We start from the raw sequence: 21,451 nt of genomic DNA, 5'->3' as shown, positions 1-21,451 counted from the left end.
ATTTTAACAGTAATATTTTAGGCAATGAAGAGCAAAAAATTGAATACGACATTCTGTGTCGTATGGCTTACGCCAGTCGCTTATATCCTCGCCCTGAACGGCGAGGTTTTACGCTCCAATGGATAAAATAAATGCTTTACCAAGTTTTTCTTATCTTTACATCGACTAAATCATTTTATGATCAAATAAAAGTCATAAAAAAACCGCCATAACTGACGGTTTTATATATAAAAAATCAATTATTTTGGTTCAAAACGCTTGGTCAGTTTTGTTGCCATCGTTGCAAACTTTTGATAACCCGTTGGTAATAAACGTTGTGCCAAATCTACAATCACCGCATCGCCACCAATCAATAAACGGCGTTTGTCTGCTAATACTGCATCTAAAATTTCTTGTGCCGCTTCTACCGCAGGTTTCCGTAATAGTTTATTAAATGCTTTTGCAGATTTATCAGGATTCATTCCCAATGATTTTAAGCTGTCATTCATACGTGCATCATTTGCAATGTTGGTACGAATACCGCCCGGATGTACACACAGTGCACTCACGCCACATTTTTCAATATCAAGTTCTTGACGTAAAGACTCAGTAAAACCACGCACTGCAAACTTCGTTGCGTTATAACCAGACTGAGTTGGCTGAGCAGTTAAACCAAAGATACTTGAAGTATTAATGATATGACCATCACCTGTTTTCTTGATGTATGGTAAAAATTCTTTAGTGCCATAAACCACACCCCAGAAGTTAATCCCTACGATCCATTCAAGCTCTTCGTAAGTTTCACCTTCTACTGTCGCACCTAATGCTACACCAGCATTATTAAAAATCATATTGACAGAACCATGATTTTGAACGGATTCTTCTGCCCAAGCTTTAACTTCTTGTTGTTTTGCAACGTTTACTTTCTTTGATGTAACACGTACGTCATATTGTCTAACTAATTCTACAGTTTCGGCTAAACCTTTTTCATTCACATCACTAATTGAAAGGTGGCAACCTGCTTTTGCTAATAAAATAGCCAGTTGTTGTCCCATACCTGAGCCTGCACCTGTGATTGCAGCGACTTTATTTTTAAAATTTTTCATCGAGTTTCCTTGTTTGAATTTTTGCCGTATGTACGTTCTATATACATACACTCACAGCTCTACTATAATTTTGACAATGACTATTGTCAATATAATATGTTAAGCTTTTCAATGTTGATTAACTTGCTCAGGATCATGACATAACCATCAACGATTTTATGAATCAAACCTTGCAATTTGCATAATTAAGTTGGCACACACTGATATGACAACAGATTTTTTAGATGAAACAACACAACAGGTGCAGGAACAAAAGACACCGAAAAAACTCGTGAAAGAAAGACAGTTCAAAGGAATGTCTCTTTCTGAGCGTAAATTAGCGCGTCGTGAAAAATTAATTGAAGCAGGGATCGAAACTTATGGTACTCATGGCTTCTTTTCAGTAACCGTCAAAGATGTTTGTATTGAAGCCAAACTGACAGAACGTTATTTTTATGAATCTTTTAAAAAGAGTGAAGAGCTGTTTCAAACTATTTTTTTACAATTAGTTGATCAGCTACAACACACTGTGATGCAAGGTGTCATGCAATCGTCACCAGATCCGAAACCAATGATTCATTCGGGTTTAATGGCTTTATTTTCTATGCTCAAAGCAGACCCACGTGTTGCACGTATTATTTATGTTGATGCAATGTTGGTTCAAGAATTACATAATCACGCCACAATTCATGAAACCATGGGACGTTTTGATCGCATGATCCATGCCTTTGTTATGTTGATGATGCCGCGTATCAACTATAGTGAGCAGGAAATTTCCTTGGTTTCGACAGGATTAAATGGTTATGTAACGCAAGTTGCTGTGCGTTGGGTCATGGGAGGCTTTAAACTTTCTGTAGAACAAGTTGTATTTGCATGTGAAGCTGTTTTTTTCTCATTGCTCAACTCATTTTCAGAAAAGCAAAGCGCCTAAATTGTCCAAAATACCTCTGAAATGCCTCTGAAAGAAAAAGACCTGATATTTTTAATTAAACTGTAAAAATAAAATGCCATCGTTCTTTTAAGTGAAATTTCACATCAATTCACAAGTTTTGTCACAAAAAATTGCAAATAATAGCCAATATCTATTTTTTGCAATGATATTGTCATAATTAATCTTTGTAATAAGCCTGTCATAAATAATAAAACGGTACACCGTTCATACATAGGATATTGCGTTGTGAAAGATGACTATATTTTAATCGTCGATGACGAACTTCCGATTCGAGAAATGATCCATACCTCATTAGATATGGCAGGCTTTCAATGCTTACAAGCAGAGGATGCTAAACAAGCACATCAAATGATTGTCGATCAAAGACCTGCTTTGATTTTATTAGATTGGATGATGCCGGGCGGCGTGAGTGGCGTAGATTTATGTCGTCGCTTGAAACGTGATGAAAGTCTGGCAGAAATCCCAGTCATTATGTTGACTGCACGAGGTGAAGAAGATCACAAAGTGCAAGGACTCGATGCTGGTGCAGATGATTATATGACGAAACCATTTTCAACACGTGAATTGGTCTCTCGTATTAAAGCTGTTTTACGTCGTGCAAATGCCTTAAGTGGTGAAAAATCAATTGATGCAAATGGTTTAATTTTAGATCCTGTAAGTCAACGTGTGAGTTTTGGCAACAGTATTTTAGAAATGGGACCAACTGAATATCGTTTATTAGCCTTCTTTATGACACATCCTGAACGTGCTTATACACGTGCCCAGTTACTTGACCAAGTCTGGGGTGGTAATGTCTATATCGAAGACCGTACAATTGATGTGCATATTCGTCGTTTACGTAAAGTATTAGAACCTTATGGCACAGACCGTTATGTACAAACAGTACGTGGTACAGGTTACCGTTTCTCTACACGCGCTGATGTCGCTTTAGGTTAGCTTTTTAGGTCAATTTGCTTTTATGTATGAACCCTACCCCGTCCCAGATCTTGCACGTGAACATAAACAATTTCGTTACAGCAGTTTATGGGCGTTTGCTAAACAAGATTTACGACTTTTAGCATTTTTATTAGTCATCGGATATTTTATTGGTTTTGGGATCGGGTATTTTTGGGTTTGCATTTCTTTAGCTTTTGCTACTTTTTTTATTTTCCAACTTCGCTCTTTGTATTTGGTGAATGAGTGGATTTCTAACCGCCCCTATGATGTTCCTCCTAATTTAAGTGGTATATGGGGCGCATTATTATTTAATGTTTATCGTGCGCAGCGCCAAGAACGTGTTGTTCAAGCTGAAATGGTTGGACTGATTGACCGAGCACAGTCGTCACTGATTGCACTTGCTGAAGCGGTGGTTTTAACCGATGAACTGCATCAAATAGAATGGTGGAATCCTGCAGCAGAAAAACTGTTAGGCATCCAAATGCTCGATCGTGGACGTAATATTTTAACCATTATTCGTCAACCGAGCTTCATTGAATATTTTAATAATATTGACCAATCGCCTGATGGCATCAAAATCAAATCTTCAGTTTATGATGAGCATTATGTACAAATTAAACTTACCCGTTTTGGTAGCGAAAGTCGTTTACTGGTTGCTTATGATGTCACGCGTGTCCACAACTTAGAACAAATGCGTAAAGATTTTGTCGATAATATTTCACATGAATTACGAACGCCGCTTACTGTTCTAAGTGGCTATATAGAAACATTTACTGATCAAGAATATCTAAATCCACGTTGGAAACGTGCATTTGACCAGATGCAATCACAAACTCTCCGTATGAATGCTTTGGTGAATGATTTATTACTTTTATCTCGACTTGAAGGTAATAAGCAAATTGCTAAAAACCAAATCATTGAAATGCCTAGTTTAATGAATCAATTATTTGATGATGCTCAAGCCTATAATGTTGATTATGGGCATACATTAAACTTAGATATTGATAGCCATTGCGACTTAATCGGTTCAGATACCGAACTTGCTAGTGCATTTAGTAACTTAATCACCAATGCTGTTAAGTACACCCCTAAAGGTGGCACAGTAACGATGGGCTGGCATGATGATGGTTCACATGGTTATTTTACTGTACAAGATACGGGAATTGGGATTGACCCTAAACACTTACCTCGTTTAACTGAACGTTTCTATCGGGTAGATAGCGCACGTAGCCGTCAAACAGGTGGAACAGGTCTAGGTTTAGCGATTGTCAAACATGTATTGATGCAACACAATGCTTATTTAGAAGTTGAATCAAAAGAAAATCAAGGGTCAACCTTTAAAGTGGTATTTCCAAAAGAACGTTTATATAAACCTGAATAAAAAATTTAGCAAGTTCAAACAAAAATCACCTTCTTTATTGAGAAAAGTGATTTTTGTGATCTAAAATTATAGGCTATGCCCCAAAGCCTCGCCCATTACCACTGTAGAGTTTGCTTGAAATTGAGCATCCCAATTCATTTTATTTTGTTCAAATAAAACGATTGCTGTTGACCCTAAATAGAAGCGTCCTAACTCATCACCTTTTTCAAGTTTTAATTCATGATGATCAAGTTCAACACGACCAGAAGGTTTTACTTTACCTGTTGCAACTGTTTCTATACCTGCAACAATCATCGCACCCACCAAGACTACAGCCATACGTCCAAGTTCTGTATCAAATAAGCAAACCATACGCTCATTACGTGCAAATAAACCTGGTACATTTTCCGCAATGGTTTGATTTACTGAAAATAACTCACCTGGAATATATAACGTTTCTGTCAATGTACCTGCAAATGGCATATGCACACGATGATAATCACGTGGTGATAAATATACTGTCGCAAATTCACCATTTTTAAATGGCACTGCCAATTGTGGGTCACCAATGAGTTTCTCTACAGAAAAACTTTGCCCTTTCGCTTGAAATACATCGCCTTCTTTGACTTTACCTAATTGAGAAATCGCACCATCCGCAGGTGAAACAATACTATTTGCATCTGTATCGATTTCACGGACACCCTCTTTTAAAGCACGTGTAAAAAACTCATTAAATGATTTGTATTTCAAAGCATCAGTTTGTTGTGCAATTGATAAATCAATGCCGTACTGTACTTTAAAAGCTTGAATCGCAATATTTTTTATAATTAAATTTTCACTTGCTGCAACTTTTCCAACCACACGGCTCAGTTGTTGTTGAGGTACAAGGTTTTGCGCACGAATAAAAAGTTGTTTTTTCAAATTTGAGGCTAGACTCACGACGGTGATTCTCCACTAATAATTGGACTGTCGAGGCGATTGCCCCATTCGCTCCACGCACCATCATAAGCTTGAATATCCCAACCGAGCAATCGCCCTAAAATATAAGCCAAACCTGAACGGTGATGAGACTGACAATACACCACCACAGGTTGATCTAAATGAAAGCCCAATTGTTCTAAGCGTTGTTGGGTGCGTTCTAAGGAATGCAATTTTAAATGATTTTGACGATTAATTGCAGTACTCCACTCAAAATGTAATGCATTTGGTAGATGACCACCGCGTCGTGCTGCTAAGCGTTGACCCGTATATTCCTCAGTTGTACGACAATCCCAAATTTGCACTGCATTTTTTTGTACTTTTTCGAGTAATTCTTCGTATTTAATTCTATATTTTTCAACATTTTGTAGATTTATTTTAAATAAATTTGTGACAGGTTTAAGTTCTTCTACCTCAGCCGAAGTTGGAAAGCCTGCGCCTAGCCAAGCATGAATGCCACCATTCAATAAACTGACATTTTCAAAGCCAAGGCAATGTAAATTCCAAATCAAACGCCCTGCCCATGCGCCCCCTTCATCATCATAAACAACCACGTGATGTTCAGGAGAAATATTTAAATACTCAATTAAAGTGTTTAATCCTGCTTCATCTGGCAATAAACCCGAAGCATTTTCCTCTTGGCGAACTAAATACTGCGGTTTGAGATGTAAAGCATGTGGAATATGCAATTGTTCATAAACAGAACTACGGCTTAAATCAACAATCCGTAATTGTTCATGTCCTAAATAGGGAACAAGTTGCTCAGCTTCAATTAATAATTCAAAATGAAAGGGAGAAGTCGTCATAAGATTTTTTGAATTTTAGCAGGATTATTTTGACCATCTTAGCATAGTCTTTTTTACGATTTAGCTGATTTCCTGCATTTCTTTAGCAAAAAATCAGCTATCGTTTTTCTTCTAATTGCTTGGCTCAGCAATTTCAAAAACCTGACGTAGATACGCTAAAAAAGTATCGTTATCGGTCATGGTCTTTCCTGGACTATCAGAAATTTTTGCGACAGATTGACCATTACACTCTACAAGTTTAAGTACAATATTTAACGGCGTTTGCCCCATATCATTGGTTAAATTTGTTCCTATACCAAAACTGACTTGGAAGCGGTCTTTAAAGTATTGATATAAGCTCCAAGCGCGCTCTAAATCTAAGCCATCACTAAATGTGAGCATTTTAGTTTTGGTATCAATTTTGAGCTGACAATAATGTCGATAGGCTTTATCTCCCCATTCATAAGGGTCGCCACTGTCATGACGTAAACCATCAAATAGTTTGGCAAAATACAAATCAAAATCACGTAAAAACGCATCCATCCCCACAACATCTGTGAGGGCAATACCCAAGTCACCTCGATACTCTTGTACCCATGTTTCTAGTGCAGATTTTTGAAAATCACGTAATCGTACATCTAAAGCTTGGAAGGCTTGTAAAAACTCATGTGCCATTGTTCCAATTGGGAAAATATTAAGCTCTTTGGCAATCAGAACATTACTGGTGCCACGGAAAATACTTGGTGCTGCTTTATGAAAGGTTTGAATCACATGACGTTGCCAATCTAAACTATAACGGCGGCGTGTGCCAAAGTCTGAAACTAAGAAAGGTGGATCATTGGCTTGTTGTTCTTCTGTGTATTTTTTCAATAATTCAACTTTTGCCTGTAGGCGACGCTCTCCTTCCGCCAGCACCTCATCGGAGCGAATCCGACGGAAATACAGTTCATTGACAATTGCCAAAACGAATATTTCAAACATCATAGCTTGAACCATAGGTCCTTCAACCCAGATATCCAAACGTCCTTCTTCATCAATCCCAGCTTTAATAAAACGGCGCTTTAATTGGAATAATTCTAAATAATCAACGAAATCACTTTTAATAAAACGTAAGCGGCGTAGATAAGTTAATTCATCTTCTTTAAAGCTTAATTGGCAGAGATAATCGAGTTGCTCATTCAAATCATCTAAAATATCCTTCAATGGATAAACGGTATCTTCTAAGTTTCGGCAACGGAAATGATATACGCTGTGTGTTTGTGGGAACTTATGAAGTACCACTTGCAACATTGTAAATTTGTACAAATCCGTATCAAGCAATGACTGAATGATGGGTTGCATATTTGTTCCAATTAATCGTTCTACACTCACTATAAAAACTTAATCCCATCTTGCAAATCAAAAAAATCAGATATCTGACATTTTTAACAAAAATCTGCTGACTTTTAAATTTTAGTGAATAACAAAAGCAAAACATTAACATATAATTATAATTAAATATGTCTTAGTTAATCTTTATTGAAATTTAATTATTTTTTAATTAACATTCTGTGAGATATAACTGTATTGAAAAAAGCTAAGGTTAAAAAATACTTTTTATATTTCAAAATTTTTTTAAAAAAATAGGATATAGACATGGCTAAATTGAGTTTAGATGCACTAAATGAAATTGATGGGGTAATTGCAGCAGCTTTAGTTGATAGCTCAAGTGGTCTAGCACTTGGAACTATCGGTTCAGGTTTGGACTTAGAGCTTGCAGCAGCAGGTAATACAGAAGTCATCCGAGCAAAACGTAAAGTTGCAAAAGCTTTACAACTCAATGATAAAGTTGAAGATGTTTTAATTACACTAGGTAAGCAATACCATTTATTACGTCCATTAGATCGTAATGAAGATTTATTTTTATACTTGGTTTTAGATCGTCAAAAATCTAATCTTGCAATGGCACGTCATGAACTTCGTGCTTTTGAAAAAGAACTCGATTTTTCTTAATTCTTAAGTATTAACTCTTAAGCAAGCACCCTTCCATTACTCCAAGTGATGGAAGGATTTTAATTTATTCATCGTCATTTAAAATGGTCAAAAAATTCACACAAATTTCATCTGTATTTGTTTGAATCTTTTTAGTCATTTTTTTCCTGACGTTCAACAGCATTGGTTTTAATTTGAGTTGCATACTCCACACCATGTGTCTGTAAATATTCACGAATCAATTGACGAACCACCTGAGAGGGTGTCAAGTCTTGCTGATTACACAATTCTTCAAACGCTTTCTTTTTGACAGGATCAATCAAAATTGTGAGTCGTGCTGTTTTATTTTCCACAACAATACCTTCTCTAGTTTATTATCATTAAATTCTAATCAAATTAATACATAAATTCATTAACTATTTTAAAATACCTTTTCGTCATTTCTTAAAATGGCTCATTTTTAAGTGATTTAAATTTAAAAAGTATAAATTTATTGAGTTTTTTGAGAAAAATTATGCTCTGTTCTGCCTAATAAATTTAGCATTTTTGTGTTTTGAATCATAGATGAGTTTTTACTCATCTATTTAAAAATAAAGATTTTAAAAAATGATTATTCATCTTTATGATGTATCTCTAGGTCAGTGATGAGCCAAAATTCATTTTTTAAAAGCCTGTATTAAGCAATCTATATGCCATCGTGCTTTTCTATTTGTTATTTTATGCTGATAGAATCATGCTTATCAGTCTATAATCCTTTGAAAACAAAATATAAGTAAACTGAAAAGGATCTTCATACTGCATACTTTGTGGTGATTAGAACCTCGAAACACGCTTATATTTCAAACTCTTTGTTACTAAGTGATAGTGTATTTATGCAAAATTCTATTCGTGTAGGCATCGCAGGTTACGGCAACCTTGGTCGTGGTGTTGAAACTGCTATTCATAAAAACCCTGATATGCAGTTGGTTGGTATTTTTACTCGTCGTTCGCCAAGTAGCGTTTCACCATGCTTTGCAGAAACTCAGGTCTACAGCATTGATGAATTATTAAGTGATTTTAGCAATAAAATTGATGTACTTATTCTTTGTGGTGGTTCTAAAGATGACTTACCTCAACAAGGACCAATTTTCGCAAGTCAGTTTAATACAGTAGATAGTTTTGACACACATGCTCGTATTCCTGAGTATTTTGCTGCTGTTGATGCACCTGCAACTGCTCATCAAAAAACCTGTTTAATTTCTATTGGTTGGGATCCTGGTATGTTCTCAATTAATCGTTTATTAGGTGAAGCATTATTACCTGATGGTGAAACTTACACATTTTGGGGTAAAGGTTTAAGCCAAGGTCATTCAGATGCAATTCGTCGTGTTGCAGGTGTTAAAGCAGGCGTTCAATATACCATTCCTTCAACTGATGCCATTGAGCAAGTGCGTAGTGGCGCACGTCCTGAATTAGCTACAAAAGATAAGCATCATCGTGACTGTTATGTGGTTTTAGAAGACGGTGCTAATGCAGCAACGGTTGAAAACACCATTGTTACCATGCCTGATTATTTTGCAGATTATAATACGACTGTAAACTTTATTAGCGAAGAAACCCTACAAAAAGATCATCAGCGTATGCCTCATGGTGGTTTTGTCATTCGTAGTGGTAACACCAGTGCTGAACAGTCTCAAGTGATGGAGTTTTCATTAAAACTTGAAAGTAATCCAGAGTTTACAGCGAGTGTACTGGTTGCTTATGCACGTGCTTGTCATCGCTTAAATCAAAGCCAACAATATGGTGCAAAAACTGCATTTGATGTTGCACCAGCATTACTTTCAATTAAAACATCTGAACAATTACGTAAAGAATTGCTCTAAACTGCTTCTGATCTGTATTGAAAATAAGACCACTTGCCAATAATACGAAGTGGTCTTTTTGATGAAAACACATTTTTGTATGATCTCAATATTCAAGCTAAATATGATAGCTGAAATGCAAAAAACCGAGCTATATCGTAAGCCTCTGCTAAACACACCTTACGAATTGATCCTATAAGCCTTAACTTAAAAACAAGTGGGGACTTAGTCAATGAACAGAAAGAGATATTCAGCAGCACATCGCACTGTTGTTAAAAAACGCAGGACATACAGCAAAGAATTCAAACTCAGTATTGTTAATACCTACAAAGAGACGAGTACCTCGATCGCTTCGGTTGCACTGCAGTATGGTCTTAATGCCTGCCTTGGCAGAATTACTCAAGGCACTGGCAATATGATCCGTATCGATGAAATCTGGTTGTCTACTCAGCCCATGGAATGCGTACAGGGATGGATACTGCACTTGCTCAAATTCTCAAAGCATTCGGCTGCGTCAAACCTCATTGTGCTTATCTGTTCTGTAATAAACGTGGCCATCGCATGAAAGTGCTAGTCCATGATGGACTGAGTATTTGGCTGTGTGCAAGGCGACTTGAACAAGGCAAGTTCCACTGGGCAAAGATCCATCAGGGTCAAATCATTTTACTCAGTTCTGAACAATTACATGCACTGATTCAAGGGTTGCCTTGGCAACAAGTAGGACAATCTCAAATAGTGAATATGCTCTAAACCAAGCTCATTCATTCTGCTATTCTCCAAAGATTCTATTCCTTTATTCTCATAACCTCAGGCATACTATGGTCATGAATACACTACCTGACTTAAGCCAACTGAGCCATGAAAAACTGCTGGAATTTACCAGACAATTGGCGATGCAGCATCAACAATTAAAAAAATCAAATCAACATTTAGATGCCAAAGTTCAAGATCTTTCCATTCTCAATCAAAAATACGAGCATGAGCTAGCACTGTTTAAAAAACACAAATTCGGCAGTAAAAACAAACATCTCACTGCCAAACAAATCCATCTGTGGGATGAAGCTGTTGAAGAAGATATCACAGCAGTCGAGCTAGAACTTGAACGGCTGAATACAGATAAAATAGATGGATCTACACAGAAAGCCAAAACCAATAAACCTAAACGTCGCCCATTACCTGATCCCTTAGGATTTACATCGAGCATAAACCCACATCAACGCAATGTGCTTGCCAGCTGCGTCGTATTGGTGAAGATCTGAGCGAAAAACTCAATTTCAAGCCTACCTAGTTCTACAAAGAATAGCATATCCATGGCAAATGGGTATGTGATCAGTGCGAAACCATCAAGTAGGAACCGATGCCTGCTTATGTCATTGATAAATGAGATACCACACCTGAATTGCTCAGCCATGTGCTGATATCGAAATATGCGGATCATTTGCCACTGTACCGTCAGCACCTGATCTATCAACGGGCTGGTATTGATCTTTCTCGATCTACGCTATCAGATTGGATTGGTCGCTGTGGTGTTGAACTAGAATCTCTAGCCAAGGCGATCAATTATAGTCTAAAACGTTGATCTTCCTTAAGCCGATATCTGGATGATGGTATGCTCCCGATTGACATGAGAAGCATTGCTTCGCAAGGGATTGAGAATCAGATACGCCCGTGGACTCTTGGACGTAAAAACTGGATTTGCAGGTTCACTTAGAAGTGGGCAACGGGCAGCCAATATCATGACTTTAATCCAATCAACTAAACTGAATGGTTTGGATCCTTATGCTTATTTAAGTGATGTACTCAAAAGACTGCCAACACATAAAGTGACCCAAATAAAAGAATTGTTGCCACACCGATGAAAACCTAATCCTCATTAAAACTTAGCGATGGGGTTCAGCGGATGCTTACGCTATATCTAACTCGGTTTTTAATTTTTAAAATCAATAAAATGAAAGACTGGCTTATGGATCTAAAGTGATTTCTTTACCTTTGGCACGAGAAACACAAATCATCATACTTTGCTGTGATGCTTTTTCATCGTCATCTAAATATTGGTCAAAATGCTCCACTTCCCCTTGTAAAATCGCAGTTTCACATAAACATTCAACATTAGGTCTCTTTCATAAATCAAATAATGATCAATTGATTGATTATTTTTAAATCAGAATATTTTTCATCTATGATACATAATTCAATGATGAGATATAAAGATATTCAACAGCTTCCAGATATTCAATTTAAACGATTGACTGGCATTAGCTGGTTAACTTTTGATGTAATGTTGACCGAATTAAAACAGCATTTACATGTAAAAGGTAGACCCTGTAAATTGGATTTAGAGGATCAACTCCTGTTATGCTTAAATTATTGGCGTGAATATCGAACCTTATTCCATGTTAGGATGACGTACTGTGTTTCAGAAGCAACAGCATCACGTATCGTACGTCATGTCGAAGATTGCTTAATCAGTTCTAACCTATTTAATTTAAATAAAAAAATACCTAAAGGTACAGGCTTTGATTGGAATGTTGTTATTGTTGATACAACGAAATTCCAGTTCAACGTCCCCAAAAAAGCAAAAGTTGAGCTACAGCGGTAAGAAAAAAGCACATACGTTTAAAGTTCAGGCAATAGCCCATTATAAGACGCTAGAAATACCCAGCTTAAATATGTGTAAAGGAAGTAAGCATAACTTTCATGATATTCACTATAAAATTATTGATGGAACGATGACGTGAGTGCTCAATTTGATGTAAATTCTTCAATTGATCATTCACGGTTTCAATCAAGCCTCGTCATGACAGTAACTCTTTTTCCTGTGGTGTTTTCAATTCAACATGCTTCATATTCTTACGTGAAGGTGTCAATAATTTTAGCCCTCTTGCCTCTAAAGCTTTAGTCTTCGTTTTACTTAAATAACCTTTGTCACAAAGCAATATTCCTTTTAACTCTAAAGTAAGTGCTTCAAGTACTGCGACATCATGAACATTAGCTGATGTGACTTCTAAATTAATGAATTCACCTAAACTATTGATCACAATATGTAATTTAAATCCATAAACACACGGTGTCTTTTAATTCTGAGATTATTACAAACCACTAATTTAGTTGAATCAATAATACTAATACCTGTGTCTTGACCTTTTACTTTGTGAAAAAAACAGCTTAACGCTTGTAAACAACGAGGCATAATTTCAATAAAACGGTTATAGCTAATAAGTTTAGGAAAAGCGGATTTCCAGAAAGGAACGACCATGTAGCAATAAAAATATTTAAAAAATCTGTACCCTGATTGGTGAAATAAAATCACAATCGCCGTGACTTCAGTCAGATAAGCTTCAAGTAGATTTCTGTGTTAATTGATTTTGATCAGAAATTAGAGACTTCTCTAAAGACTCATTAAATATTTTGCAAAAGTCATCCAAAATACAAAATAATTCGGTAATATGATCCATAGAGAAGCCTTGTATTTTAATGTTTTGTCTTGAGAACAAATACATTACAAACACTAAGGTTTTTTTCTACTCTTTTTTTAGCTCGGACTCAGGTAAATTATTATCTTGGATGGAACAACACATGATGTCAAGATCACGCCTAAATTAATTGAAAAGTTGGACTTAGATGAAACAGAAGTCGTATGTACAGAGGCTTTGTTGCATAAAGTTTTAAAAGGTAAAGTACCCTAAGTATTCCAAATTTAAGAGACAACTTGGGTATGAGGGCGACCTAATCCTATGAATTTATTTAACACGGCTATACGTGCATGGATTTCATTAACCTGACTAGAAAAGCTCCTTGCACTGAGTTTATCGCCCAATAATTTGATGTAATGTATTTTGGTTTCCACCAAACTTCGACGATGATAACCAGACCACTTTTTCCAAAGCGATCTGCCGAGCCGTTCTGCAGTACTTTGTGTCATAAGCACCATCGGTATAGACCGAATTAATTCGTTCATCCAAGGGAATTTGCGCAAGTAAATCCTCAAGTACTTGTGAATCACTGACATTATTTGTAGAGAGCTGTACAGCACGTATTTGAAGGGTTTCAGCATCGATACCAATATGTAGTTTATGCCATTGGTGACGATATTCAGGTCCATATTTCTTTCGTTTCCATTCACCTTCACCTATAAATTTTAAAACCGTAGAGTCGACGAGTAAGTGTAACCCATCACGACTTTTCTGATAGCTTATCGCAATATCAATATGCTTTTGCCTTCTGCAGATGGTGGAATAATCTGGAGCTATCCAATCTAGACCACACAGTTTAATCAGACTTTGGACAAAACCAGTGACCATGCGTAAAGATAGACGAAATAAGGATTTAATCATTAAACAGCATTGAATCGCTGTATCGGAGTAGGTTTGATTTCGACCTTGCTTGCCTTGTAATTGTGCATACCACTGGGTCTTTGGGTCAAACCAAATGGAGATATTACCTCGGTTAATTAAAGATTGATTATAGGATGACCAATAAATTGTACGATAGATTTTAGGTGCAGGCTTCTTCATTCTGAAACTATATTACTGAAGAAGCCTTCTACGCTAGGTTTGTGCAACAAAGCCTTTTACACCTCAAAATAATTATAATAAGCAACTAAACCTGACAAATTATGTTCTTGGTCATCTATTCGTGTACGAAAGCGATCATGACGTACATAAAATGCATTTAAAATTTTATTTGGCTTAGCCATATACATCGCCATTTCAGGATAAAAGAAACCTGTTGCGCGCTGAAACTCCACTCTATATTGAATAAGTTCATTCAGCTCCTCAACCTTGGCAGATTGATATAATGTAGTAAAATCTGTTCCTTTTAAACGATTTACCATTTTATAAGCTGACATCATCATTTCTAAAAATGTCGCATAAGCTGTTTTACGTTCTCTAATAAATTTCATATGTTTTAGATAGTTATCTATCCCAAACTTAAAATATTTTTCTTCAGGGCAAATCATTGTCAATTCATTGGTACAATAACTTAACCAATGGTCATGATATTTATCATATTTTTTATCTATAAAATGCTCAAACATTAACTTTACAGTATCCAGCAAAGGTTTATATTGATTAAGTTGATATAATCTTAATAAACCTAAAGCTGCTTCACCGTCATAATAAATAATACGAAACTTTTCTTTTACGTCCAATGTAGGATAGTTTAATACATGCGTGGTTTCACCATTTTCATCAATCATATACATAATGCCTTCTGCCAATTTTTCAGCATATTTTATGTATTGACTGTCTTTGGTTATTTCTTGATATTTTGCAAACATAAATATTGCAGTAGCATTTGAACCCAGTTTTACTTCTAAATCATCCTCGCCACCATCAATCATAAAACCTTTGCCATCAACTTCTTTATAAAAATGTTGAATCGAATATTCCATTGATTTTTTAATTTGGCTCAAATATTCATTATTAAATTTTACTTCAAATGTTTCTAGTAATGCGTAAAGCGCGGTACAGTGTCTAACAGTATTATAACTTTTAATTTCTCTATTATAAGCTGGGAAATAGCCATATATAAATCGACCATCCTCTTGTATCTGATCATATAGAAATTTTGAGTTTTTTTCTATTAAATCAAAAATATGATATTTATTTTTATTCTTTAAAAAACGTATACCATTTTCACAGTTCTGACTATACAACTGAATAAAGTTTTCATTCTCATAATAGGCGGCATAGGTATCAAAAACCCACACATATTCAATTTCACTGAGTAAAAGATTCTTTGAAATACTTGGATATTTTTTCTTAATGGCATCATTTAAGTTTTTTTCTTCGAAGAAGTTTGGTTCATTAAATACAATGCTTTTAATAATGGCTTTAGCATAAATTTCTTGTTCAAGAAAAGTTATATTAAAGTTCTTATCCAGACTGATTCCTTTTCTTAAATGATTATTGTGCTTTTGTGATTTGACTTGAAAAAGAAAATCATCCCATGCTTTTTTTTCAACATTATAGGCAATATCTATTTTCACAAAATCTAAATTTTTATTGTCTTTGTTAAATACTTTATCAACAAAGTTTAATAATCTCTTTATAATTTTAGCCAGATCTTGGTCACTATCTTCCCAGACCTTGCATCGTTTTTCAGCACTTCCATATGAAAAAAATATGACAAATAAATCTGATTTTATTTTTTTATCTTCAATCAGATTTTCAATCCATGCCACTAGATTTTTTTTAAAAGTTAATAATTCACTATATTTTTTAATTGACATAAAAACACACTAAGACACTAAAACTTATAATTAAATTATATCATATAAAACTATTTAGTATATTAAATAACAACTTATTTAAAAAAAAGAGGACCCTTAGGTCCTCTTTTTTTAGTATACTAGTTCAATGACTGATTAGTGCCAGATAATATTGTTATTTAATAATTCCTCTAAGCTCTTATCCGAATTGATATGGATTAAATCGACATAATCTGACCTACCTTCTGGATTTCCAGAATGATCTGCCTGACCATTACGATCAATTTTCAATACACCATCTTCATAAGTTACATAGTCCTTAATATTGTCGGCTGTGGCTTGATCATCAAGCAATTCCGAAATATCAATCATATCACCTTGATCTGCATTGAAGTCGGTCCAGGTATCAACACCATTACCACCGTTACCACCAACATTCGCCAATGAAGTGTCAAGTACCTTATAGATTAAGGTATCTGCACCTTCATCCAATGTATAGGTATCATTAGCTGCAGAACTTTCAACGATATCACCGTATTTACTTCCAACAACTTCCTTACCAACATTGATTTCAAGTACAGCTGTCTCTTTCACACCTAGTTTAGAAACTGTTTCATATTCAAAGCGTTCGATACCAAAACCTTTACCATCTGGTTTATAGCTATATGAACCATCCTTATTGATCGTTATCGAACCATACTGACCATCAATGCTGATTGAAGCAGCGCCTTTGTGTGGGTCGTTGACGTAAACTTCTTTGTTTCCTACTTTCAGTGTATCGATTTTGGTCACACCTTCATCATTAGCAAGAATATTACCATTGATTTCAGGTTCATTGCCTGACTTGTAGTCAGTCAATGAAGTTTCTTTTACAGTCACCTTAGTCGATACATGGAACTCACCATTGTTAGTAGCTGTTCCATTAGTAAGACCCGAGAGACTATAGTAGCTATCGGTAGTCACATTCACTACTTTGATCTCAATGGTATACTCACCTGCTTTAAGATCCGCAAGGTTAATTGTTTTATGATAAGTGTCGTTCGGGAATAAACCACTACCTTTTACAAAGTCCAGACTTCCAGACACAATCAAATTATGATTTGCATCAAAGATTTCATAAATGGATTGAACATTCCCCCACTTATCATCATTGCCTAAAGCCTGATTGGTTTCTGCAATGATCTCAATTTTACCGTTTGCAGCAGTATTTTCACTTACATTAAACGTTTTAGTATGATCATAAGTGTTGGTATAGGTTGCATTAAACGTTTTACCAACGCTTTCATTTTTAACTTGAACTTGCTTATCTCCTACTGCATTTTCGACAACATTGAGTTTATCAAGGTCAGTGCTGATTTCATTGCTTTGTTCAATTTGAACATCAACAAAGTCATCCTGCGCTGCATGGGTACCAATCTTGATATTTAAAGATTGAACAACAGATTTACCATGTGCATCTTGGGTCACTAGACGGAAAGTATCGACCTTACCGTATGGTGGCTGCCAATCTGCACCCGCATTGTCAGGTTTAGTGACATTATAAGTGTAGGTACCATCGGCATTGATCGTCAAAGTGCCGTATTGTCCTTCAACTACAGTTGTTTTCGTTGTATCTACATCTTGACCATTCACTTTGACCAAGAAAGCGCCTTCATCTGCAGTTGCATCACCAGATACTTCACCTTGATACTTCACAGGTGTGTTGTAGTCATAGATCTTGTCGTGATCAACATAAAGACCGGCACCTGTTAACACAGACAATCCACCTTTACTGGTCATCAGTGCACGGTATTCGCCTTCACCAAACTGCATAGTGAGTTTATCGGACCAACCCGCCAACGCATATACAGTGAACCAATCAGCTTCTTTATGAACTTGTACATAATTACCAGTAGTTTCGTCTAGCTTGAAGATGTACAACTCGTAAGTTGTGAACAAACTTACACCGCCACTACTACCAGAGAAGGTCAGCTCACGTACAGTGTCATCATCAACGCTAAACTTCATCGCACCCGCAGCAGACAATGCATCAGCACTTAGAATTCCGCCAAGGAAACCCAGTTTCACAAGGTCAAAGCCAATTGCTGGTTTAATGTCACTATCATTTGTATCTAGCGTTACTTGAGGCTCGAGATCGAGTATCACTGTATTGTGAATATCAATTCGGTCTTCAGCTGGCTCAATATTCAATTCAATCTCAAGCTTCGCTTCAGCAGTATTACCTGCCGGAGAAGTCACTTGATAAGTGAATACATCTTTGGAACCAAATGGACCACGGAATTCACTATCTACCACATAGGTATAAGTACCATCTGCCTTAATCGTCAGTGTTCCGTATTGACCTTCAATGAACGTGTCACCATCCGCATTGATCGCTTGACCATTGACTGCTGTAATAACGGTTCCTTCTGGCAGTTCATCTTTACCATTGATCGCATCTTCATCGGTAATCACATTACCAAATACTTCACCACTGATAGACGTCGCTTCATTGTAATCCTTGATAATTGCTTTATCGAAATGAAGGCTGTAGCCAGTGAGTGCTTGAACCCCCTCGCCAGATGCCATTACAAACATCCATTTACCTTCAGTGAGACTAAAGTCAGTTTCCTTAGATTTGCCACCTAGCAACCAAGAAATAACCCAGTTCTCTTTAGCAGCATGTTGTTCCCATTGCCCTGTTGATTCATTCAGCTTATAGACAAACAAGTCCATTGTACCAACAAGCTGAACACCAACTGCCATACCAGATACTGTCACATCTTTGACTTGATTTTCATCTACATCAATTTGTACAGAGTTTTTAAGGATATTTGGCAATACATCCACACCTAAAACTGGACCCAGACCGACATTCGCCAGTGTAAATCCAAGCTTGTTAGTACCCTGCAAAGTTTGGTCTACAGTTTCTAACGGCTCAGCATCCAATATTAAGTCAATGATATTATCAGCCGGTGCAACAACTTCAGCCAGCCCAGCGCGGACCTGTGTATCCGATTTATTACCCGCTGCATCAGCAGCAGTAATATTCAACAAGGTGCCTTTTTCCAATGATGTATCGTTATTGAATACAAAGAGGCCATTTCCATCAGCAGTACCTTCAGCAAGGACATTACCATCGATATCTGTCACTGTCACTTTGGCATTAGCTTCTGTTTCAACTGTCAGCGTTGATTCGTCTTCAGTCAATTCAGCAGACTTAATTATTGGTGGAAGTGTATCCACTTCAAATTCAAGCGCTGGAGAGTACTCACTTTCGTTCTTACCACCTTCAGTTTGTGTTGCGGTAATCGAGTTATCGCCTTCAATCAGATCTACATTTGGTGTCAGTGACCAAGTACCATCTTGATCTGCAGTTGTTGAACCAATAGGCATACCGTTATTATAGATGTTAATTACAGCACCCCCAATTGCACCTGTACCAGAAATAACTGGACGAGGATCGTTGGTTAAGCCGTTGCTTGCAATTGGACCTTGTTGATCACCAACATTGTCTTCGGCTTTTGGTGCATCTTCAAGCGGATCCGTATCTGAGTCGCTGTCCGAATCAGAATCACTGTCAGAATCCGAGTCACTATCAGAGTCAGAGTCACTGTCAGAATCAGAGTCCGAATCCGAGTCACTATCAGAGTCCGAGTCGCTGTCAGAATCCGAATCACTGTCAGAATCAGAGTCACTGTCAGAATCCGAATCACTGTCAGAATCCGAGTCACTATCAGAGTCCGAGTCGCTGTCCGAATCCGAGTCACTATCAGAATCCGAATCACTGTCAGAATCCGAGTCACTGTCAGAATCCGAGTCACTGTCAGAATCAGAGTCACTATCAGAGTCCGAGTCACTATCAGAATCCGAGTCGCTGTCAGAATCCGAATCACTGTCAGAATCAGAGTCACTATCAGAGTCCGAGTCGCTGTCAGAATCCGAATCAGAGTCGCTGTCAGAATCCGAATCCGAGTCACTGTCAGAATCCGAGTCGCTATCAGAATCAGAGTCACTATCAGAGTCCGAGTCGCTGTCAGAATCCGAGTCACTGTCAGAATCCGAGTCACTATCAGAATCCGAGTCGCTGTCAGAATCCGAATCACTGTCAGAATCCGAGTCGCTGTCAGAATCAGAGTCACTATCAGAGTCCGAGTCACTGTCAGAATCCGAGTCACTGTCAGAATCCGAGTCGCTGTCAGAATCCGAGTCACTGTCAGAATCCGAATCCGAGTCACTGTCAGAATCCGAATCGCTGTCGCTGTCCGAATCACTGTCAGAATCAGAGTCGCTATCAGAATCCGAATCACTGTCAGAATCCGAGTCGCTGTCAGAATCCGAGTCACTATCAGAGTCCGAATCACTGTCAGAATCCGAGTCGCTGTCAGAATCTGAATCCGAATCGCTGTCGCTGTCCGAATCACTGTCAGAATCCGAATCAGAGTCGCTGTCAGAATCAGAGTCACTGTCAGAATCCGAATCCGAGTCACTGTCAGAATCCGAATCGCTGTCGCTGTCCGAATCACTGTCAGAATCCGAGTCGCTATCAGAATCCGAGTCACTATCAGAGTCCGAGTCGCTGTCAGAATCCGAGTCACTGTCAGAATCCGAGTCACTATCAGAGTCCGAATCACTGTCAGAATCCGAGTCACTATCAGAATCCGAATCACTGTCAGAATCCGAATCGCTGTCGCTGTCCGAATCACTGTCAGAATCAGAGTCGCTATCAGAATCCGAGTCACTATCAGAGTCCGAGTCACTATCAGAGTCCGAGTCACTATCAGAGTCCGAGTCGCTGTCAGAATCACTGTCAGAATCCGAGTCACTATCAGAGTCCGAATCACTGTCAGAATCCGAGTCGCTGTCAGAATCAGAATCACTGTCAGAATCCGAGTCACTGTCAGAATCCGAATCACTGTCAGAATCCGAGTCACTATCAGAGTCCGAGTCGCTGTCAGAATCTGAATCAGAGTCGCTGTCAGAATCCGAGTCGCTGTCAGAATCCGAATCACTGTCAGAATCCGAATCACTGTCAGAATCCGAATCACTATCAGAATCCGAGTCACTATCAGAGTCCGAGTCGCTGTCAGAATCAGAGTCACTGTCAGAATCCGAGTCACTATCAGAGTCCGAATCACTGTCAGAATCCGAGTCGCTGTCAGAATCCGAATCAGAATCACTGTCAGAATCCGAATCCGAGTCACTATCAGAGTCCGAATCACTGTCAGAATCCGAATCACCATCATCAATGTTTGGCGCAATTACAAGCGTAGGTAAGGAAATATTATTAGCTGCATCCTTAGCAGTTACATTAACCTTCTCGCCATTTGTCAGCGGATTTTCTAATTCAATCGAAAAATTGCCATCTTGA

15 protein-coding genes and 6 pseudogenes are annotated in these 21,451 nt (G+C 37.4%); 10 read left to right on the top strand and 11 right to left on the bottom strand.

What is annotated here, in order from left to right; all coding sequences use genetic code 11:
- Positions 1-239: 239 nt before the first annotated feature.
- Complete coding sequence (locus tag C9E89_RS18400) at positions 240-1,085, bottom strand: SDR family NAD(P)-dependent oxidoreductase (protein WP_107009762.1); 846 nt, start codon at positions 1,083-1,085, stop codon at positions 240-242.
- A gap of 205 nt (positions 1,086-1,290) precedes the next feature.
- On the opposite strand from C9E89_RS18400, the gene C9E89_RS18395 reads away from it, so the two are divergent.
- The 3 genes from C9E89_RS18395 (at position 1,291) to phoR (ending at position 4,333) form a co-directional block, all read left to right on the top strand.
- Positions 1,291-1,995 carry a TetR/AcrR family transcriptional regulator gene (locus C9E89_RS18395; RefSeq protein ID WP_228199066.1) on the top strand — a complete coding sequence of 235 codons (705 nt, stop codon included), beginning with the start codon at positions 1,291-1,293 and terminating at the stop codon, positions 1,993-1,995.
- 246 nt (positions 1,996-2,241) lie between these two features.
- Positions 2,242-2,952 (top strand): phosphate regulon transcriptional regulator PhoB, encoded by a 711-nt coding sequence (gene phoB, locus C9E89_RS18390; protein WP_107009763.1) that lies wholly within the window; start codon positions 2,242-2,244, stop codon positions 2,950-2,952.
- Between the two features lie 22 nt (positions 2,953-2,974).
- Positions 2,975-4,333 carry a phosphate regulon sensor histidine kinase PhoR gene (gene phoR / locus C9E89_RS18385; protein WP_107009764.1) on the top strand — a complete coding sequence of 453 codons (1,359 nt, stop codon included), beginning with the start codon at positions 2,975-2,977 and terminating at the stop codon, positions 4,331-4,333.
- A 66-nt stretch (positions 4,334-4,399) separates the two neighbouring features.
- Here the strand turns inward: phoR and asd are convergent, their stop codons facing one another.
- The 3 genes from asd to pncB form a co-directional block, all read right to left on the bottom strand.
- On the bottom strand, positions 4,400-5,251 hold the full coding sequence (asd, locus tag C9E89_RS18380; RefSeq protein WP_107009765.1) for an archaetidylserine decarboxylase: 852 nt from the start codon (positions 5,249-5,251) through the stop codon (positions 4,400-4,402).
- On the bottom strand, positions 5,248-6,096 hold the full coding sequence (locus tag C9E89_RS18375) for a sulfurtransferase (RefSeq protein ID WP_107009766.1): 849 nt from the start codon (positions 6,094-6,096) through the stop codon (positions 5,248-5,250). Before C9E89_RS18375 ends, asd begins: the two co-directional genes overlap by 4 nt.
- Before the next feature lie 111 nt (positions 6,097-6,207).
- Positions 6,208-7,416: a nicotinate phosphoribosyltransferase gene (pncB, locus tag C9E89_RS18370; RefSeq protein ID WP_107009767.1), complete on the bottom strand. Its 1,209-nt coding sequence runs from the start codon at positions 7,414-7,416 to the stop codon at positions 6,208-6,210.
- Between the two features lie 294 nt (positions 7,417-7,710).
- On the opposite strand from pncB, the gene C9E89_RS18365 reads away from it, so the two are divergent.
- Complete coding sequence (locus C9E89_RS18365) at positions 7,711-8,067, top strand: roadblock/LC7 domain-containing protein (RefSeq protein ID WP_107009768.1); 357 nt, start codon at positions 7,711-7,713, stop codon at positions 8,065-8,067.
- Between the two features lie 131 nt (positions 8,068-8,198).
- Here C9E89_RS18365 and C9E89_RS18360 read toward each other — a convergent pair whose 3' ends face one another.
- Entirely contained in the window at positions 8,199-8,399 is a 201-nt protein-coding gene (locus C9E89_RS18360; protein ID WP_107009769.1) for a CopG family transcriptional regulator, read from the bottom strand.
- Positions 8,400-8,918: 519 nt separating this feature from the next.
- Between C9E89_RS18360 and C9E89_RS18355 the strand changes: the two genes are divergently transcribed.
- The 4 genes and pseudogenes from C9E89_RS18355 (at position 8,919) to C9E89_RS18340 (ending at position 11,746) form a co-directional block, all read left to right on the top strand.
- Positions 8,919-9,908 (top strand): diaminopimelate dehydrogenase, encoded by a 990-nt coding sequence (locus C9E89_RS18355; RefSeq protein WP_107009770.1) that lies wholly within the window; start codon positions 8,919-8,921, stop codon positions 9,906-9,908.
- Positions 9,909-10,119: 211 nt separating this feature from the next.
- Positions 10,120-10,452, top strand: a complete 333-nt coding sequence (locus tag C9E89_RS24165) for a transposase (protein ID WP_107009776.1) — start codon at positions 10,120-10,122, stop codon at positions 10,450-10,452.
- The gene (gene tnpB / locus C9E89_RS18345) at positions 10,347-10,637 is read left to right on the top strand and encodes an IS66 family insertion sequence element accessory protein TnpB (RefSeq protein ID WP_107009771.1); all 291 of its coding nucleotides are present in this window, start codon (positions 10,347-10,349) and stop codon (positions 10,635-10,637) included. Before C9E89_RS24165 ends, tnpB begins: the two co-directional genes overlap by 106 nt.
- A 74-nt stretch (positions 10,638-10,711) precedes the next feature.
- Positions 10,712-11,746: pseudogene (locus C9E89_RS18340) on the top strand (IS66 family transposase).
- 102 nt (positions 11,747-11,848) lie between these two features.
- Here the strand turns inward: C9E89_RS18340 and C9E89_RS18335 are convergent.
- Positions 11,849-11,998, bottom strand: a pseudogene (locus tag C9E89_RS18335) (oxidoreductase); the annotation flags it as partial.
- A gap of 83 nt (positions 11,999-12,081) precedes the next feature.
- Here C9E89_RS18335 and C9E89_RS18330 point away from each other — a divergent pair.
- On the top strand, positions 12,082-12,486 hold the full coding sequence (locus tag C9E89_RS18330; RefSeq protein WP_171405172.1) for a transposase family protein: 405 nt from the start codon (positions 12,082-12,084) through the stop codon (positions 12,484-12,486).
- Positions 12,487-12,550: 64 nt separating this feature from the next.
- Here C9E89_RS18330 and C9E89_RS18325 read toward each other — a convergent pair.
- A pseudogene (locus C9E89_RS18325) lies at positions 12,551-13,342 on the bottom strand (IS982 family transposase).
- Between the two features lie 99 nt (positions 13,343-13,441).
- Between C9E89_RS18325 and C9E89_RS18320 the strand changes: the two are divergent.
- A pseudogene (locus tag C9E89_RS18320) lies at positions 13,442-13,534 on the top strand (IS5/IS1182 family transposase); the annotation flags it as partial.
- A 50-nt stretch (positions 13,535-13,584) separates the two neighbouring features.
- Here C9E89_RS18320 and C9E89_RS18315 read toward each other — a convergent pair.
- The 4 genes and pseudogenes from C9E89_RS18315 to C9E89_RS24160 all read right to left on the bottom strand — a co-directional run.
- Positions 13,585-14,401, bottom strand: a pseudogene (locus tag C9E89_RS18315) (IS5 family transposase).
- Between the two features lie 56 nt (positions 14,402-14,457).
- Complete coding sequence (locus tag C9E89_RS18310) at positions 14,458-16,122, bottom strand: poly alpha-glucosyltransferase (protein WP_107009773.1); 1,665 nt, start codon at positions 16,120-16,122, stop codon at positions 14,458-14,460.
- 135 nt (positions 16,123-16,257) lie between these two features.
- Positions 16,258-19,476, bottom strand: a complete 3,219-nt coding sequence (locus tag C9E89_RS23870; protein ID WP_228199065.1) for a BapA/Bap/LapF family large adhesin — start codon at positions 19,474-19,476, stop codon at positions 16,258-16,260.
- 1,869 nt (positions 19,477-21,345) lie between these two features.
- Positions 21,346-21,451 (bottom strand): annotated as a pseudogene (locus C9E89_RS24160) (Ig-like domain-containing protein); the annotation flags it as partial.

The organism is Acinetobacter sichuanensis (genome assembly GCF_003024515.2).
Lineage (GTDB): Bacteria > Pseudomonadota > Gammaproteobacteria > Pseudomonadales > Moraxellaceae > Acinetobacter > Acinetobacter sichuanensis.
Note: the sequence above shows the minus strand (reverse complement) of the source record. Positions and strands in the feature narration are given on the sequence as shown.

What these genes read in the sequence shown, in the direction of transcription:
- tnpB (WP_107009771.1), top strand. Translation starts at nt 10,347, where the DNA reads ATGCGTACAGGGATGGATACTGCACTTGCTCAAATTCTCAAAGCATTC.
- C9E89_RS18395 (WP_228199066.1), top strand. Translation starts at nt 1,291, where the DNA reads ATGACAACAGATTTTTTAGATGAAACAACACAACAGGTGCAGGAACAA.
- C9E89_RS18400 (WP_107009762.1), bottom strand. Translation starts at nt 1,085, where the DNA reads ATGAAAAATTTTAAAAATAAAGTCGCTGCAATCACAGGTGCAGGCTCA.
- C9E89_RS18375 (WP_107009766.1), bottom strand. Translation starts at nt 6,096, where the DNA reads ATGACGACTTCTCCCTTTCATTTTGAATTATTAATTGAAGCTGAGCAA.
- C9E89_RS18330 (WP_171405172.1), top strand. Translation starts at nt 12,082, where the DNA reads ATGATGAGATATAAAGATATTCAACAGCTTCCAGATATTCAATTTAAA.
- C9E89_RS18310 (WP_107009773.1), bottom strand. Translation starts at nt 16,122, where the DNA reads ATGTCAATTAAAAAATATAGTGAATTATTAACTTTTAAAAAAAATCTA.
- pncB (WP_107009767.1), bottom strand. Translation starts at nt 7,416, where the DNA reads ATGCAACCCATCATTCAGTCATTGCTTGATACGGATTTGTACAAATTT.
- C9E89_RS18355 (WP_107009770.1), top strand. Translation starts at nt 8,919, where the DNA reads ATGCAAAATTCTATTCGTGTAGGCATCGCAGGTTACGGCAACCTTGGT.
- C9E89_RS24165 (WP_107009776.1), top strand. Translation starts at nt 10,120, where the DNA reads ATGAACAGAAAGAGATATTCAGCAGCACATCGCACTGTTGTTAAAAAA.
- C9E89_RS23870 (WP_228199065.1), bottom strand. Translation starts at nt 19,476, where the DNA reads ATGCCTATTGGTTCAACAACTGCAGATCAAGATGGTACTTGGTCACTG.
- C9E89_RS18365 (WP_107009768.1), top strand. Translation starts at nt 7,711, where the DNA reads ATGGCTAAATTGAGTTTAGATGCACTAAATGAAATTGATGGGGTAATT.
- phoR (WP_107009764.1), top strand. Translation starts at nt 2,975, where the DNA reads ATGTATGAACCCTACCCCGTCCCAGATCTTGCACGTGAACATAAACAA.